The sequence below is a fragment of the Mycobacterium sp. SMC-11 genome (assembly GCF_046250095.1).
Lineage (GTDB): Bacteria > Actinomycetota > Actinomycetes > Mycobacteriales > Mycobacteriaceae > Mycobacterium > Mycobacterium heraklionense_A.
In genome coordinates this window covers 299,014-314,723 of sequence record NZ_CP176430.1, presented here as the reverse complement: position 1 = coordinate 314,723, position 15,710 = coordinate 299,014, and the positions used below count along the sequence as shown (strand labels likewise).

Below are 15,710 nucleotides of genomic sequence, written 5' to 3'. Positions count from 1 at the left end.
GTAATTCGATACGCGTCAGCGCGTCAGACTCTCGCTGAATTGTGGGTTGACGAGTTGTAGGTAGGTGGGTTCGTCGTTGTCGGCCAGCAGGATTGCGCGTCCTGCGGGTAGGCGTGCGAAGCGTTGGCCGCGGATTTTGCCGCTGTCGGCGGGGTTGCCCGAGAGCATCAGGGTGGTGGCTTGCAGGTCGTTGAGGCGGCGCAGGAGCGGGTTGGTCATCAACGCGTGTGCTGAACCGGTGGCCCGTGCGGTGACGATGACCCGCAATCCCAGATCGCCTGCTTGCGACAGCAACTCGATCAAGGTGGTCCACGGCCGCTGCCCGGCATACGGGCCGGTCAGGGCCGGGGTGTCCGGGATCGAGTCGACATCATCGATGATCAGGTAGTGGGTGTGACCGTCATAGCTCCACCCAGCTAGATCGGCTGCCGACAATCCGGCCGGGGGCCGGCGGGATCCGATCAACGCCGACAATCCGAGCATGGCCGGGATGACCCGATCCACATTCGCGGTGTACTCATTGTCCGGATACAACGGTTCATCGACAAGGTGCAGGCGCCGATCCAGCACGGTGAACGCCACCTGTTCGGCACTGGAGTGCTCGCGCACGGTGCGGATGATGTGCCGCAGCAAAGTGGTTTTACCGGACTTGGCGTCCCCGAGCACCAGCAGCAGCGGGTTGGTGGTGAAGTCCACCTGCACTGGTGCCAGGTCCTCTTCGCGGACCCCGATGACCACATGATCGACCGCCGGATAGCTGACCCCGACTTCTTCGGGAGCCAGGTTGGTCGGCAACAACCGCACCGGCGGCGCCGCCAGACCGGGGTGGCGGGCATTGATGGCCTCGATCTGGCCCAGATCGGGTTGGGCGATCAGGAAATGCTCGGCGGCCATCGTCAAACCGCGACCCGGTTGATTGGCCGGCACCGCTTCGGCCGGACGGGTGAGGGCTCCGGCGACCCGCACGTTGCTGTCGCGGGCATCATGGAGCTTGAGCTCGAGGCGCAGGCCGAGGCCATCGCGCATGGCCAATGGCACTTCCAGCCAACTCGGCGTGGTCACCACCACATGGATGCCGTAGGCCAGCCCGACGTTGACCAGTTCGGTGACCTTGGCCAACAACGGGTTGCGGGTGTTGAACGCATCAGTGTTGTCGCGGCTGAAGGCATACAGGTTGTCGATCACCAAAAAGACTTCGCCGTAGCCATCGTTAAGGGAGCCGATGCTGCCGTCCCGGAACGCTTCACGCTGCTGACGTGCCGCCAACAGTTGTTCGAGTTCCCCGAAGGTGCGCCGGATCCGCTCAGGCTCCAGCCCTGAGGCGACACTGCCGACATGGGCCAGGTCTTGCAGGGCCCGCAGTTGGCCGCCGCCGTAATCGAGGCAGTAGAAACTGACCTCCCGCGGCGAATGCAGACTCGCCGCCGAGACGATGAACGTCTGCAACGCGGTGGTCTTCCCGGACTTGGGGCCACCATGGATCAGCAGGTTCCCCGAGGCGGAGCGGGCATCGAAGACCAGCGGGTCCCGCCGCATCTCGAAGGGCTTGTCGATCTGTCCCAGCGGCCACCGCAACGCCCGCTCGGAGATCCCGGCATCGGCCAGGGTGGTCGCGAGCGGGATCGGCTCATCCAGGGGCGGCAACCACAAGGCGGGGGCGTGGGGCCCGTAGTGGGCCAGCTGGTCGCCGATCGTGGCGATCAGCTTGCGCGGCGGACCCAACACCTCCTCCTCGACCTCACCCACGATCGTGGTTTCCTGCCCGGCATCGACCACACCGGCGGTAAACAGTTTCGGCTCGGGCAGCGCATGCATCACCACGGCCCGTGATTGGCGGGGCGGGTCGTAAATCCCGTCGACATAGGTGGAGCGGAACTTGATCGGCGCCGCACCCGGGGCCGGCACCAAAAAGCCCTCACCTTTGTGCTCTTTGCCCGACTCGATGTGATAGGCGTCCTCGACCCCGATGATCTGACGCGACACACTCGGGCTCGCGACTTTCAACCCGATCCGGTACGAGGTGTTCTTGTCGATGTCCTTGATCTTGCCCACATCCAAGGTCTGCGAGGCGAACAGAATGTGGATGCGAAACGAGCGGCCCTTACGCGCCACGTAGTCGAACAATTCGGCGTACTCGGGGTGATCAGCCAGCATCAACGTGAACTCATCAGCGACGATGAACAACGTCGGGATCGGCGCCAAATCATGGCCGGCGGCGATCGCCGCCTCATACTCGGTCACCGAGTTAAAGGCACTGCCCTGAACACGGCGGCCCGCCTCCCGCAGCAGCAACTCCCGCCGCGCCACCTCACCACGCAACGTGTCGGCGAACCGATCGGCCAACGATTTCTTTTCGGCCATGTTCGAGATCACCGCAACGACCTGCGGGAAATGCCGGAAAATATCGGCGCCGGCCTCCCCCTTGAAGTCGGCGTAGATCACGATCAACCGATCCGCCGAATGCGTCGTCAACAACGACAACAGAATCGACATCAACGTCTGCGACTTACCCGAGCCGGTCATGCCGATCATCAACCCATGCGGCCCCATCCCGCCCTCGGCCTCATCCTTGAGGTCAAAGAACAGTGGCTCGCCGGTCGCGGTCACCCCAATCGGCACCCGCAACTCCTCCTCACGGCTGCGGGGCGCCCACAACGCCGGCACATCCAACCGCGACGCATCACTGATCCCCAACAACGTGGTGAACGTGGCCCCACGCGTGCCCGCCGAGCGCAACCCCGCATGGGTCGGGTTGGAATCCCACCGCGACAACCGCCGCGCCACATGCGCCGCCTCCGCCGCGCCGAGCTGGTCCGCGGCGTCGACGTAGCGTTGCCAGCCGCCGGACTGCCACCGATCAATCGCCGCCCCACCCGCGCTGATCCGCAGGATCGGGCGCTCCGGGTCGCAATACTGCTCCCGATTCGGGGCGACCGTCCCGCGAACAATCACCGTCACCCCCGCCCGCGCGGCGCCCAACGCTGAAGCGGCCACATCAAACTCGGGATCATCGATGATCACCAACACATGCCGACCCGACTCACCGGCATCACCGGTAAACGGCGGGCGGCCCGCCAGCACCGGGGCCAACAAGCCCACCAGTTCCTCACCACTGGCCGCCAAATAGCGGGCCGGACCCACCCCATCGACCTGGCCGGCGATATCGGTGTGCGGCAACCACTTCAACCACGACCACGCCGGCGTCTCCAGCTCCGGTGACGCCAACGCCACCCCCAACATCGTCGGGTCATGCCAGGTCACCGCTTGAGCGATCCACGCCCGCAGCGCCGCCCGCACCTCATCAGCAGCCGCCTCGCCCTCACCCAGGACCGTGATCCGCGACAGCTTCGTCACATCCACACCGACGGGCACATCACGCACCGTGCGCTGGGTATCGAGCAAGCTGCGCAACGCACTGTGCGACACCGGCTCCAAATCAATCTCATCAGCGGTATCAGCCACCCGCACCGCACTGGCCAACGCCACCGCATGCCGCCCAGTGCGCACCACCAAGAAATCCTCATCATGAGGATCGCGTTCCCACTGCCGACGCGAACCCGGCACCGCCACCAAATCCGCCGGATCGGGATGCGACCACTGCGCCGCCGCCCGCTGCTTAGCCGCCGAACCACGAATATTGTCCCGAACCACCGACAAATACCGCAGATAATCCGCCCGCTCGGCATCCACCTCAACGGTGCGGGCCTTCTTATCCCCACCCCGATAAATACCGGCCGCCGCCACCAACAACGCAAACGGGAAGAACAACATCACCGGAGACACCAACCGCATCCCCGTCGCGACCATGGCAATCACCATGCCCACAATCAACACCACAATCACCACCGGCAACGCCCGCTGCAAAAACGACGCCGGAACCAACCGCGGCAACTCCGGCGGCGGCTCAATCGTGATCGTGCCCCTATCCACAGGCGGCACCGGAAGCCGGCGACGCGCCTCAAAAATCAAACGACTCATCGCGACTCTCCAACACTAGAAACGCCACCCAACTCACCAGCAACACGACGACCCGGACGCGCATCCGGCGCCAACCCGTCATGCGCCAACAACGCATCACTACGCGACAACGCAGGCCCCACAGCAAACTGCGACAACACCGACCACGGAATCGGCACAGCCGGCTCACTCAAACCCAGTGCGGCGATGGTGTCTCCCTCGCCACCATTGGTGCCGGCCTCGGTGTTAATGCCATACCGCACACCGGTGTCGGAGATCCAAAACAGCGGGCCCGCACTCGCATTGGCCGCCGGATCACTGTTGACGCTCTGCGCGAAGTAGCCCGACCCCGGCGCCAGCGCGACGCGTGCGGCGGTACCGCCCACTCCCGCACCCACCAAATCCAAAGTCCGCACACCCTCACGCAACGGCAACGTCGAACCCGACAACAACGTCAACGAACTCGTACTGGCCCCCGCAGGCTTACTCCACTGCGCGCACGTCACCGGCGCCGACACCGCATCAACCACCTTGACCGGCTGCTCCGGAAAACGCGACACATCCAACTGCCGCGAAACCGGCAACCGCGCAACATCATCAGCACCCAACACCGGCGGCCGATCCAAACCCTGCGAATCCGTATTACGCAACACCGCCGCCAACACCCCAGAAATCGGCTGCAACCCGTCCTCCAGCACCGCGTAGTAGCGCAGGGTGCCTTGCGTGTTGCCGTCTAGGGAGTGTGCCGCCACAACCGCGCCCACCGGCGCAGCCACGCGCAGGTCGTATGCCGGCTTGCCACCGGCCCCGGGGATTACCGGCGCAACCAGCGCGGGTGCCTCTGGGATGGCGTTGAACAGTCCGGTGGCGATCGGGCGCGGGGTGGGCACCGCCGAACCCCGCTCGTTGAGGCCCAGGGCTCCGGTGATGGCGTGGTCGGCCAGGTCGATCCGGCTGCGCTTGCCGTCCCACAGCAACCACGCGCCGGCACCGTTGTCGGCCAGCACCGCCTGCTGCGCATCCAGCGCACTCGCACGGGATCCGCTGTAGGCCAATGGGCCGCCGATCACCGTGACCCCGGCGGTCGAGCCGGTCACCGCGTCGCACGCCGTCCAATCGGCGTCATGGGAGCTGCTCTGCACCATGCGTTCCGGGGCTCCCGGAATACCGATCAGGTTGCCTCGGGCGAACTTGTCCAGTGCAGTGCTTTTCACCACGGTCGGGTTGACCGGCCGGCCGGCAATCAGCCGCGCGGAAGTCAGGTTCAGCACCGGGTGCAACTGGTCCCCGACCCGCACATACAGCGCGGAGGTGGAGCGGTCCGCCAGCACCGGGTCGTTGTTGGCCGCACTGTTGGGCCAGATCAGGGTGAAGACGAAGCAGCCGCCCGCGACGGTGGCTAGCACCAGCAGACCCATCAGCACGGCCCGCGCCTGGGATCGCAACGGCTCCACGAGCATCCGGGTGTCATGCAGGGCCACGCCGGAGGCGATGCGCCGCATCACGAATCGCCAGCCGCTGACCTGATGCTTGGTGACAAAACCGCGCCGGTACTCGACCCGGTCGGGATTCTCGTTGACCGGGGTCCGTGAGGCGAACGAGCGCCGCTCGTCATCGGACCGGTCGGGCTGAGCCGCGCTCATGCCTTGGGCTCCAGGCCCAGGCCACGCAGCAACGGCGCCACCGAGTTACGAACATCTTCGGTCGTAATGGTCATGAGCTCCTCATCGGTGAACAGCCCGGTGCCGGACTGTTCGGAATGGTCAAGCCGGAATTCGCGCTCCTCCTCGGAGCGTTCGACGAGGTTTCGCACGAACCGGCCGTTGCCGGCGATGTCCAGGCTGCGCCGCGCGACGCCGTTGGCGTCGGGGTGCGACGCCTCGGCCAGCTGACCGAACAGCGACTGCATCTCCTCGAGTGCGGACTGTTCGAAACGGCTGTCGCGCTGCTCGGCCATCTTGTGCGCGATCTCGACCAGCTCCGGCGGCTGGTAGGACGGGAAGTCGATGCTGCGGGTGAAACGCGACCGCAGACCCTCGTTGGTGTCCAGGAACCGGTCCAGGTCAGCCCGGTAACCGGCGACGATCACCACCAGCCGGTCGCGGTCGTTCTCCATCCGCGCCAGCAGCGTGTCGATGGCCACCAAACCGAAGTCGTTCTTGGCACCGGTGGCCACCAGGGCGTAAGCCTCATCGAGGAACAGCACACCGTCGAGTGCGCTGTCGATGATGGCGTTGGTCTTGGCCTCGGTCTCACCGATGTGCTGACCGATCAGGTCGGCACGGTGCACCTCTTTGATGTTCTCTTTCTTCAGCAGGCCCAGGCCGCAGTAGATCTTGGCCACCACGCGGGCGATGGTGGTCTTACCGGTCCCGGGGGGACCGGCGAAGACCAGGTGGTGGGTGCGCTGGCCGACGGCCAGGCCGTGCTGCTTGCGCACCACTTCCATGGCCACCGAGCTCTTGAGTCGCTGCACCTGGTTTTTGACCTCGGACAGCCCGATGAACTCGCCGAGTTCACGCTCGGCTTCGGCCAGCAGTTCGGCCTTGCGCTCATGGGCTGACGGGTCGACGAAGTCCTCGGCGCTCGGCTCGGTGTTGGGGTCCCACGGGTCGGTCCGGGCCTCTATCCGGGCCGCGGTGGTCGTGACGATCCCGAAACTGTGGTCCAACAGCGCCTGCTGGACCTGCTCGTTCTCCGGGTTGGCGGCATAGAGGTCCTGCAGCACCTCGGCCGCGGATTCCTCATCGTCTTGGGCCCGCAGGATCAGTCCCTTGGCCAGGGCGCCGTCGGTGGCGGCAACCGCGATCGGCCCTTCCGGCTCCTCCAAGTACGACAGCGCCGGGGCGTACATACCCAGCCGCGCCAGGGCGATACCCAGGGCGATCTTGGCGGCGTGGGTGAACAGCTCGTCGCGATCAGGGTCGTTGACGATCGGAGTCAGCAGCTTGACCATGTCCGACCAGCGGCCGGCGTGGTGGTTCACCGCGATCGCCATCCAGCGAACGTCATTCCAATCGGGACGCCGCTGGGCGATCTCGGCGACCACCGCGTTCGCCTCGGCGCACCGGCCGGCCATCGCCAGTTGCGCGGCGTGAGCGAGGTGGAAGTCGTCGGCTTCGGTGGCGCGCAGTTTCAGGTACAGCCCGGTGTCGTAGTGGAACCCGAGAGCACCCTGCTGGAGGTCCAGGCGCCGCTGCAGGGCGCCGGCGCCCGCGGCAGTCTGCGAGATGGCGGCCAGCACCCGCGGCGACTGATCCCCGGCGGCAGCCAGGCCGATCCAGGCGTCGCACTGCTCGTGCGCGACCCGCGTCAGCGCCGCGAAGCCGGTACGCGCCGCCGTCAGGTCTGCCGGACGTTTGCGCTGGTAAACCTCGATACCGAGGGCGCGGCAGCAGGTGGCGAACCGGCTGAGGGTTTCTTCGTCAACGCGCGGTTGTGGGGCGAGCAGAGCCGCATCACCGTTGTTCATGCGTGGCTCGCCCCTTCACTGTTTTTGACTTCACCAACCCGGCTGAAGTTAGCATTGCATAAGCTAACTGTCGAGATCGATCGAGACGATCGGCAGGCGACTTCCATCACTCCCGCAGGCGGCTTTACAGCCCACAAACGGGGCGCTGGCGCGCCGACGTCGTTCCAACCCATCACCGACTCCTTATTGAAAATCATTTTCGATTGTCCCGCACGCTACCGCATACCGGGTTCGTCTTCCACAGCGGTTCTCGGCCGCGGCCACCGACCGCTCCTACCCCTTGACCGCCCACATCAGCGAGTTCCGCAGGATCATCTGACCGGCTTGGGTGTCCGGCTCCGGAACCGGCCGGCCCAACCGGCCCAGACAATCGGCCAGCGGCGTCACCTCCGCGGTCCAGCCGCGAGCACCGAACCACTGACCGGCGGGAGCATGCTGCTCGTTGTAGACCAGCCGATGGAAGTTGCGGGTGTCGTCGCCTGCCTCGACTTCGGCCGCAACCGCGGCTTCATACGCGTCCTGAGGCATGGGGGCGCCGTCCTCAACCGCGACGTGGCTGCCCGAAGCGGCAAGGCCGTCGATACCGGCGAACAGTTGCTCCTGAGCCACAGCAGGCAGGTAGATCAATAGGCCCTCGGCGATCCATGCCGAGGGCCTCGTCGGATCGAAGCCGGCGTCACACAGCGCCTGGGGCCAATCCTCACGTAGGTCGACGGCGACCTCACGCCGTTCGGCCGTGGGACGGATGCCGCGCTGCGACAGCACGTAGCTCTTGAAGCCGAGCACTTGCGGCTGGTCCAACTCGAAGATCGTCGTTGCGTCCGGCCAGGCCAATCGGAAGGCGCGGGAGTCCAGTCCGGCCGCCAGAATCACCACCTGGCGCACCCCTGCTTCGACGACACCACGGAAGTAGTCGTCGAAGTACCGGGTGCGCGCGCCCTGGAAATTGACGAAGTGCTGCCCGAATTCACTGGACAACAGCTCGTGGTCGGGCCGGTTGCCGTCCAGCACGGCCGCCCAGTCCCCGCCGGCAGCCCGGCAGAACAGCTCCGCATACGGGTCGACCGCCACTGGATCGGGTTTGGCGGCTTCCAGGGCCCGGGCGGTGGCCACGAACAAGGCCGTCGAACCGACGCTGGTGGTGATGTCCCAGCTGTCACCGTCACTACGCATTAGAGGCATTCCACGGACCCTACGCCGGGGTGAACGTGGCGGTCCGCCCGAAGAATGCTGCCGAAACCCGCCGGGACAGGCCAGAGCTTGCGCTCTGTCAGCCCCACTTGGCGGCTTCGGCGGTGTCCCGGGCGTTCATCATCAAGGTGTTGGTCTCATGCGTGGAAGCCATCGCACGATAAGCAAGCACCAACTCCTCCATCGCCTGATTCCACTGCGCCTGCCACGCCTGATACGTCATACCCGTATCGCCCTGCCACGCCGCCGACAACGCCGCCTGCTCACTGGCAATGTCAGCACCCACAGCCTGCAACGTCCCCGCATACCCATTCATCTCAGCCGCATGGGCCAACATCGCCGGGTAGTTGTACATAATCTGCGACATCAGTCTGCTCCTTTTCCCTGGCCCGCCAGCTAAACCCCGGTATAACCAGACGCCGCAGCCGCATCAGCGGCCACATACGTCGAACCGGCATCCGCCAGATTCACCTGCGCCATATCCAGCAACGCATTCACCCGCGCCGCCATCGCCACAAACCGCGCATGCGACCCCTGAAACGCCGCAGCCGCCTCACCCACATGAAACGCCTGCGCCGACATCGCCGCCTGCTCCGCCTGCGCCATCGTCGACCGCATCAACGCCGCCTTGGCACCAAACGCCGACTCCGACGCCACCAACTGCGGAATATGCGCATCCAACAAACTCATCCCCGGACTCCTCTCACCTATCGATTAGTCGCGACCCACGCCGCCCGGGTTCCATGGAGGCCACGACCGCCCGTTGCTCGCATCGCTGAGAGCGGCTACGGCACTCCCGGACCAGAACGGCGCGGAGTCAGTCCGTTCGATAACTGAGGATAAATGCTACGGTATCTACCCAGTTCTACGAACCGTTAATCGAATAGACATCCGCGAATGCGGATTAACTTTTATTCGGTTCGTGGGGGTCCGTCCTGCGGTTCCCAGGACGTGGGCAGCATCGGAAGAGTGGGGCCTCCGCCGTAGTCGTCTCCGGTCAGGTCCGCCAGTCCGGCGGCGTGCGCCAACCCCGTCTTGCCGAGCGTCCCGGTGAAACCCGCCGCGCTGGGGCGGGTCTGCTCGTCGTCCTCGAGGTATTCGTAGCGGTAGCCGGGGTCGATCAACCTGCCGCGCCGACGGGCGCCGTGGCGCGCCGGGGCGGTCACCGATTCACCCGCCGTCACGGCGGCGGCAACATCGGCGGCTGGCTGGGCCGATTTCACGCCGGCACGCCCCGTGGCGCCCTGCGACGAGGGAAGCCAGCCCACCAGGTAACTGTGGAAGGCGCCCTCGGTCCCGATCAATGGGGGCGCCGCCGGTGGTGGCGGTGCGGGACCGGCGGGCGCAGCGGATGCGGGCAACGTCGCCGCCGGGGCAGGAGGTGCCGCCACAGCCGGCACCGTCGCGGGGTTCGGCGCTGGCGCGGGCACCCCGGTCGGGATGACCGGTGCCAACGCGGCGGGAACCGGCGGTACCGGTTCCGGCACCGCCGGTGCAGGGATACCGGCGAGCCCTGCCAGGCCGGCCGGTGGCGCCACCGCAGCCAGGCTGCCGATCGCCAGGTTCAGCCCGACGCCCGCCAACAGCGGGGACAGTTGTAACAGGAATCGCAGGCTACGCAGCGTCCAGTTGACGGCGCGGTAGGTCTGCCAGGCGACGAAGTAGCTTGTCAGCTGCCACCACTGGGCGGGAGTCAGCACGCCCCGAAAGTTTTGTTGCAGCCAGGCCAGCGCCTTCTCGTTGCCGTTAATGAAATTGGACAGGTTCTGCAGGAATTCGGCAGGACTCCAGTTGGGCTGCCCTTGCCCGGGCACCTGCTGACCGTCGGAGCCGAACAGCATCTGCCAGATCTCGGCCGGTGTGGGCAGGTCGAAGGATCCGCCACCGCCTCCGCTGTTGCCGCCGTTGCCTCCCCCGCCACCACCGCCGCCCCCGGTGCCGTCTCCGGCCGCCGCGACTCCGGCTTGTGCGCTGCCGCTGGTGTGCCCCAAGTTTCGCGCGGTCTCGGTGGTCGCTTGGTAAGCGCTCATGACGGTGGCGGCCTGGGTCCACATCCGGGCGTAGTCGGCCTCGTTCACCGCGATCGGCACCGTGTTGATCCCGAAGAAATTGGTCGCCACCAGGACCGCGTGCGTGACGTGGTTGGCGGCCAGCTCGGCGAGGGTGGGCATGGCCGCCAAGGCGCTGCTGTACGCCGACGCGATCACCTGGTGCTGGGTGGCGGTGCGGGCGCTGAGCGTGCCGGCCAGTTGCAGCCAGGCCACATAGGGCAGGTGCGCTGCCGCGTACGCATCGGCGGTCGGACCGGCCCAGACCTGCTGCGAATCGCCGAGGGCGGCAGTGAGATCACTTGCGGCAGTGAGGTACTCATTGCTCAATGTCGCCCACGCCGTCGATGCGGCCAGCAGCGGCCCCGGCCCCGGCCCGGTGCTCAGCATTGCTGAATGCACCTCCGGCGGGGCCGCCATCCAGGGGGCGGGGGCCGCCATCACCGCACCGCTAGCGCCCAAACACCGACGCCGCCATGGTGTCTGCGACCCGGTAGTTGACCCCGGCTTGAGCGACCCCCACTCCGGCGCGGCCCAGCACCTCGGTACCGCACGCAGCAACGGCCTCGTGCTGAATGCCCTGCAAGCTGAGTTCCGCCGCGGCCTGCAGCGACACCGGATCGATCGCGGGCGGTACCACCGCGGTGATCAACGGAGCCGCGGTCGCGTGCGCTGCCGCCAGTGCAGCGGCGATTGCCTCGACCGCCGCACTTGTGGCGGCCAAGCCCTCGGGTACAACGTGCAGGACCATGGCGGAACCCCCTTCCGGCCGATACGTCGCTAACCATACCTGCGGATAATTCGGCTGATGCAGTCACGATATGCCTAGTAATGCACTCAATGCTCCCGTAGCTGCGGATACACCTCAGTGTTTCTTGACCACCGACCGTGGTGCGGTCCGCCAACGCCGATGGCCGTCGGCGTGGTGCACGGGCGGATCCAGGAGCAGCACCGCGCGCCCTTCCAGCAGAACGGGCCGGACCCAGTCACCCAACTCGATCAATTCACCGGGCGCGGGTCGATGGCCGCTGCCGTCACGGGCGTCGTCGATGGGCACGCTGGCCAGAAGTTCGTCGACGGTTGCCTGGTTGGGCAAGTTCCCGAGTCCGGGCAACGTGATGAACAGACCGTCGTTGCCGGACAGTTGCAGACCGACCGCCGCCAAAGCACCCAGAACCCCGTCGTGGGTGCCACCATGTCCGGACACGTGCACCCCGAGTTCGTCGCCGAGTCGGCGGGCCTGCGCTCGCTGCAGCACTTCTCGTTTGGCCCGCCGACCGAACTCCACCAGCGGGACGGTGTCGGTCAGATCCGCCGGAATCGCCACCGCCAGGCCGGGATCCGCGGCCGGCGGGCAGACCCGTTCCAGAAATCCGGCGACAAAGCCGATGATCTCGTCGCGCACTGCGTGTGGGTCGGAACCGGGGCTGCGCCAGGCCAGGCAGGCGCTGGAGTTGTGCGAGGTGTAGGGGACCCGGTCGTCGACGAGGAGTTGATGCCTGGTGGCGCCGGCCTCGCTACCCAGGCCGGCGGCGGCCAACTCCCGCAACAGCGCTCGGGCGCGCCGGCCGGTGCCGGGACTGAACTGGTCATCGGTGTCGTCGATGCCGATCAACAGATCGACCCCGGCAAAGACCGTCACGGATTGACGACCACGGTACTGACGTCGCGAACCCACCGATCGCGCTCAAGGTCGACGCCCGCCAGCTTGAGGGTGTCGCGTTTGGTGAAGCTCAACAGGACCTGACCGGTGAGCTCGGCGGCGGTCAGTGTCTGCGCCGGGCCGCGTCCTTCGAACCGAACGCTATCGACCGCCGTCGCCCCGGCAGCGTCCAGAACCGCGCGCACCGCAGGGCCTCGCTGCACCGGACTTCCGTGCGATTGCGGCGTGGCGATCTCGGTCTGCGGCAGGCTAGCCAGTCGGGCCAGGTCGAACTCGTCCAGCACGCGGCCGTCCTGCCGGACCACCAGGTGAAACCCGGTCGCCGCGCCTGGGCCGGTGTCGGCGCCGGTTTCGGTGTCGGAACTGCACCCTGTCACGCCGACGCCAACGACCAGCGCCGCCAGACCCAGTCCGAATCGGCACCCAACAGATGACCGCATGTGCATGACCGTAAGCATGCATCGATACGTATTCAAGCTGCGTTCGGCCGATCCGACCCTCAGATGAGGTTGTGCGCCCCGGCCGTCGGGCCTACCTTGAGGCGATGACCGTGATGCCGTGGACCACGCCGCGACCGTCCACCCTGGCACTGGCCCGCGACGTCGTGTTCCCGGCTGCCGCTGCTGTGGTGATCACCTTGACCTCGGACATGCGGATGCCGCTGGGATTGCCCGGGCATCGCGGCCTGGTGTGGCTGAGCCTGCTGGTGGCCGTGGCCCTCACCGCACGACGGTCGCAGACGGTGCTCGCGGTCGGTGCGGTGTCCACGGCAGCCGCCGTACTGCTGCAGTCCGGTCCCGGCCCCTGGACCGGGGTTCGCTATCTGGGCGCCGCCGCGTTTCTCTACCTGCTGACAAACCGCCCGGCCGCGCAAAGCCGCCGGTGGCTGGTCGCGCTGGCTGCGGCTCCGATACACCTTGTCGCGCTTGCTGTTCCGATTGCGACAGGGATCATGGGCGGCCACCATGCGGCGGTGGTGGTGGGCATCGGCGACAAGGCGCTGTTCCACCTCGGGTTCGGCCTGGTGGCCGGAATCCTCGGCTGGGCGATCGCCGCCGCGATCGACTGGGCTGTCCCGGAGACGTCGCGCTAGGAATTACAGCCCGTACCGCTGCCCGGCCCGCCCGGGCCGCCACCACCGGGGTTGGGGACGCATCCGCCACCGCCGCCGCTATGGCTGCCGGGCGTATTCCCGGTAGTGCCGGTTTCGCCGTTGCTCCCGCCGATGCTGCCGGCTCCGCCTTGGCCACCGACGCCGCCTTGGCCGCCAGGGCTGTCGGGACCTCTGATCCCGGCGTAGCCGCCGTTGCCACCGTCACCACCGTTGCCGCCGTTACCGGACATCAAGGCGGCACTGCCACCCGCGCCACCACGACCGCCATTGCCGCCCGCGGTATTGGTGCCCGAGGCACCGCCGCCGCCGCCCCCTCCGCCGGTTCCGCTGCCACTCACCGCGGCTCCGTTGCCGCCCGTGCCGCCGGCACCGCCATTACCACCGTTGCCGTAGCCCAGGGATGCACCGTTTCCGCCGGCGCCACCGTTACCGCCGCCGCTCCCGGCCCCAGCAGACACACCCTGGACGCCCAGCAGGCCGAGGCCGCCGTCGCCGCCATTTCCGCCGTTGCCGAACCAGGAGCCGGCGTTACCGCCCGCGCCGCCGTCACCGCCGGGGACCGCGACACCGGTGGAATCACCACCGGCGCCCCCATTGCCGCCGTTGCCGAACATGCTGCCGCCGTCGCCACCGGCACCACCCGCCGCGCCGGCCGCACCCGCACCGCCATCGCCGCCGTCACCGAATATCCCGGCCGAGCCGCCCGCCCAGCCGACGCCGCCGTTCACACCGACCTCACCCGCGGCCCCGGCCCCGCCGTTGCCGAATAGGAAACCTCCGTCGCCGAGGTCACCGAACATGCCCGTACTGCCCAGCAGTGAGGTGTTCGCGTCGGTGAAGTCGTCGAGGCCGTTGCCGATCAGGTCGCGGCCGAACAGATACACGAACGGCTGGTTGATCATTTCGGCGATCTGCATGCCGGAGGCGCTGGCGAGCCATTCCTGAAGCGAGTCGTTGATCGACTGCCAGAAGTCAAGCGGGCCCGCCTCGGCACTGCCCAGTCCCAGATCGCCGAAGTCCCCGAACGGGTCGGCAGCCGGCCCGCCGTCGACGACATCTGCTATCGGGTCGACGAACAGATCCCACAGGTCGGCGTGCGCGGGCGGCGCCAGGCTGATCGGCGCTAGTCCGGCAACCAGCAACGCACCGGCCGTCGCGCCGGCGCTGATCAGGCGTCTGTCGGTCCGGCAACTGCGGTCCTGACGGTGGCTGGTCATCGGGACTCCTCGCGTTTCCGACCAGGGCTTACTCAGTCCGCTCACACTAATCGCTTTATCGAAAAAGCGACACTAATGAGGCTCTAACGACCGCCGTTGCGGGATAAATGCCTGAAATATGGCATGACTGCGTGTTACGCCAGAATCGCTGGGTCAGTCGATGATGCGGTCGGCTCGGCTGTAGATGTTCATCGAGTCACCGCGAAGAAACGCGACCAAGGTCAGCCCGCATTCGCCGGCCAAGTCGACCGCCAACGACGACGGCGCCGAGACCGCGGCCAGTACGGGGACACCGGCCATCACCGCCTTCTGGGTCAGCTCGAACGACGCCCGCCCGCTGACCAGCAGCACAGTCCCCGTCAGCGGTATCCGGCGCCGCTCGAGCGCCCAGCCGATCACCTTGTCGACGGCGTTGTGCCGGCCGATGTCCTCGCGCACCACCAACATCGCGCCGCCGGCGGTGAAGTCGAACAGTGCCGCGGCATGCAAGCCGCCGGTGCTGGCGAAGACGTCCTGCGCGGCGCGCAACTGATCGGGCATCGCGGTCAGCGCCGCCGCGGAAACCTGTACCGGGTCATCGCCCGGGTGATACCGGCTGGCGAGGCGGACCGCATCCAGTGAGGCCTTGCCGCAGATACCGCAGGAGGAGCTGGCGTAGAAATTCCGGGAGATGTCCACCACCGGGGGCGGCACGTTCGGCGCCAGCGTCACATCGAGCACGTTGTAGGAGTTGGGTGCCTCCGAATCGTCGCCGCAGTAACGCGCGCTCACCACATCGTCACGCCCGCCGATGATCCCCTCGGAGAGCAGAAAGCCCTGCGCCAACTCGACATCCGAGCCCGGTGTGCGCATCGTGACGGTGAGCGGCGCGCCGCCCAGCCGGATCTCCAGCGGTTCCTCCACCGCCAGCGTCTCGGGCCGCTGCGTCACCTCCCCTGCGACAAGGCGGCTGACCCGCCGACGCTGCGTTATCCGACCCATCGCTCCATCATCGCCGGTCTGGTTCTCAGCCGTGCCAGGTTGCCGCCGAACAGCGCGTCGCGGAGCG

At 67.1% G+C, this 15,710-nt stretch carries 13 protein-coding genes; 1 reads left to right on the top strand and 12 read right to left on the bottom strand.

Annotated features, from left to right (window positions below; genetic code table 11):
* Positions 1-15: 15 nt before the first annotated feature.
* From eccCa to ACKY0X_RS01415, 10 genes are all read right to left on the bottom strand, one after another.
* A complete protein-coding gene (gene eccCa / locus ACKY0X_RS01460) occupies positions 16-3,978 on the bottom strand; it encodes a type VII secretion protein EccCa (protein WP_409428018.1) in 3,963 nt (1,320 codons plus the stop codon).
* Positions 3,975-5,600 (bottom strand): type VII secretion protein EccB, encoded by a 1,626-nt coding sequence (gene eccB / locus ACKY0X_RS01455; protein WP_409428017.1) that lies wholly within the window; start codon positions 5,598-5,600, stop codon positions 3,975-3,977. The genes eccCa and eccB overlap by 4 nt, the downstream gene beginning before the upstream one ends.
* Positions 5,597-7,429 carry a type VII secretion AAA-ATPase EccA gene (gene eccA, locus ACKY0X_RS01450; RefSeq protein WP_409428016.1) on the bottom strand — a complete coding sequence of 611 codons (1,833 nt, stop codon included), beginning with the start codon at positions 7,427-7,429 and terminating at the stop codon, positions 5,597-5,599. Before eccA ends, eccB begins: the two co-directional genes overlap by 4 nt.
* A gap of 273 nt (positions 7,430-7,702) precedes the next feature.
* A complete protein-coding gene (locus ACKY0X_RS01445; RefSeq protein WP_409429773.1) occupies positions 7,703-8,602 on the bottom strand; it encodes a class I SAM-dependent methyltransferase in 900 nt (299 codons plus the stop codon).
* A gap of 97 nt (positions 8,603-8,699) precedes the next feature.
* Positions 8,700-8,987 carry a WXG100 family type VII secretion target gene (locus tag ACKY0X_RS01440; RefSeq protein WP_046287208.1) on the bottom strand — a complete coding sequence of 96 codons (288 nt, stop codon included), beginning with the start codon at positions 8,985-8,987 and terminating at the stop codon, positions 8,700-8,702.
* Between the two features lie 29 nt (positions 8,988-9,016).
* Entirely contained in the window at positions 9,017-9,310 is a 294-nt protein-coding gene (locus ACKY0X_RS01435) for a type VII secretion protein EsxS (protein WP_067968459.1), read from the bottom strand.
* A gap of 221 nt (positions 9,311-9,531) precedes the next feature.
* Positions 9,532-11,109, bottom strand: coding sequence for a PPE family protein (locus ACKY0X_RS01430; protein WP_409428015.1), 1,578 nt, complete (start codon positions 11,107-11,109; stop codon positions 9,532-9,534).
* A 10-nt stretch (positions 11,110-11,119) separates the two neighbouring features.
* Positions 11,120-11,419 carry a PE family protein gene (locus ACKY0X_RS01425; RefSeq protein ID WP_409428014.1) on the bottom strand — a complete coding sequence of 100 codons (300 nt, stop codon included), beginning with the start codon at positions 11,417-11,419 and terminating at the stop codon, positions 11,120-11,122.
* A 114-nt stretch (positions 11,420-11,533) separates the two neighbouring features.
* Positions 11,534-12,310 carry a hypothetical protein gene (locus ACKY0X_RS01420; protein ID WP_409428013.1) on the bottom strand — a complete coding sequence of 259 codons (777 nt, stop codon included), beginning with the start codon at positions 12,308-12,310 and terminating at the stop codon, positions 11,534-11,536.
* Positions 12,307-12,771 (bottom strand): hypothetical protein, encoded by a 465-nt coding sequence (locus ACKY0X_RS01415; protein ID WP_409428012.1) that lies wholly within the window; start codon positions 12,769-12,771, stop codon positions 12,307-12,309. Before ACKY0X_RS01415 ends, ACKY0X_RS01420 begins: the two co-directional genes overlap by 4 nt.
* A 104-nt stretch (positions 12,772-12,875) precedes the next feature.
* Between ACKY0X_RS01415 and ACKY0X_RS01410 the strand changes: the two genes are divergently transcribed.
* Positions 12,876-13,424, top strand: a complete 549-nt coding sequence (locus ACKY0X_RS01410; RefSeq protein ID WP_409428011.1) for a hypothetical protein — start codon at positions 12,876-12,878, stop codon at positions 13,422-13,424.
* Here ACKY0X_RS01410 and ACKY0X_RS01405 read toward each other — a convergent pair.
* Together ACKY0X_RS01405 and fdhD are read right to left on the bottom strand one after the other, a co-directional pair.
* Positions 13,421-14,662, bottom strand: coding sequence for a hypothetical protein (locus ACKY0X_RS01405; protein ID WP_409428010.1), 1,242 nt, complete (start codon positions 14,660-14,662; stop codon positions 13,421-13,423). The genes ACKY0X_RS01410 and ACKY0X_RS01405 overlap by 4 nt on opposite strands.
* A gap of 153 nt (positions 14,663-14,815) precedes the next feature.
* A complete protein-coding gene (gene fdhD / locus ACKY0X_RS01400; RefSeq protein ID WP_409428009.1) occupies positions 14,816-15,643 on the bottom strand; it encodes a formate dehydrogenase accessory sulfurtransferase FdhD in 828 nt (275 codons plus the stop codon).
* Positions 15,644-15,710: the final 67 nt, after the last annotated feature.

Excerpts from the sequence above, each read along its gene's own strand:
- eccCa (WP_409428018.1), bottom strand. The coding sequence starts at position 3,978 with ATGAGTCGTTTGATTTTTGAGGCGCGTCGCCGGCTTCCGGTGCCGCCT.
- eccB (WP_409428017.1), bottom strand. The coding sequence starts at position 5,600 with ATGAGCGCGGCTCAGCCCGACCGGTCCGATGACGAGCGGCGCTCGTTC.
- eccA (WP_409428016.1), bottom strand. The coding sequence starts at position 7,429 with ATGAACAACGGTGATGCGGCTCTGCTCGCCCCACAACCGCGCGTTGAC.
- ACKY0X_RS01445 (WP_409429773.1), bottom strand. The coding sequence starts at position 8,602 with ATGCGTAGTGACGGTGACAGCTGGGACATCACCACCAGCGTCGGTTCG.
- ACKY0X_RS01440 (WP_046287208.1), bottom strand. The coding sequence starts at position 8,987 with ATGTCGCAGATTATGTACAACTACCCGGCGATGTTGGCCCATGCGGCT.
- ACKY0X_RS01435 (WP_067968459.1), bottom strand. The coding sequence starts at position 9,310 with ATGAGTTTGTTGGATGCGCATATTCCGCAGTTGGTGGCGTCGGAGTCG.
- ACKY0X_RS01430 (WP_409428015.1), bottom strand. The coding sequence starts at position 11,109 with ATGGCGGCCCCCGCCCCCTGGATGGCGGCCCCGCCGGAGGTGCATTCA.
- ACKY0X_RS01425 (WP_409428014.1), bottom strand. The coding sequence starts at position 11,419 with ATGGTCCTGCACGTTGTACCCGAGGGCTTGGCCGCCACAAGTGCGGCG.
- ACKY0X_RS01415 (WP_409428012.1), bottom strand. The coding sequence starts at position 12,771 with ATGCGGTCATCTGTTGGGTGCCGATTCGGACTGGGTCTGGCGGCGCTG.
- ACKY0X_RS01410 (WP_409428011.1), top strand. The coding sequence starts at position 12,876 with ATGACCGTGATGCCGTGGACCACGCCGCGACCGTCCACCCTGGCACTG.
- ACKY0X_RS01405 (WP_409428010.1), bottom strand. The coding sequence starts at position 14,662 with ATGACCAGCCACCGTCAGGACCGCAGTTGCCGGACCGACAGACGCCTG.
- fdhD (WP_409428009.1), bottom strand. The coding sequence starts at position 15,643 with ATGGGTCGGATAACGCAGCGTCGGCGGGTCAGCCGCCTTGTCGCAGGG.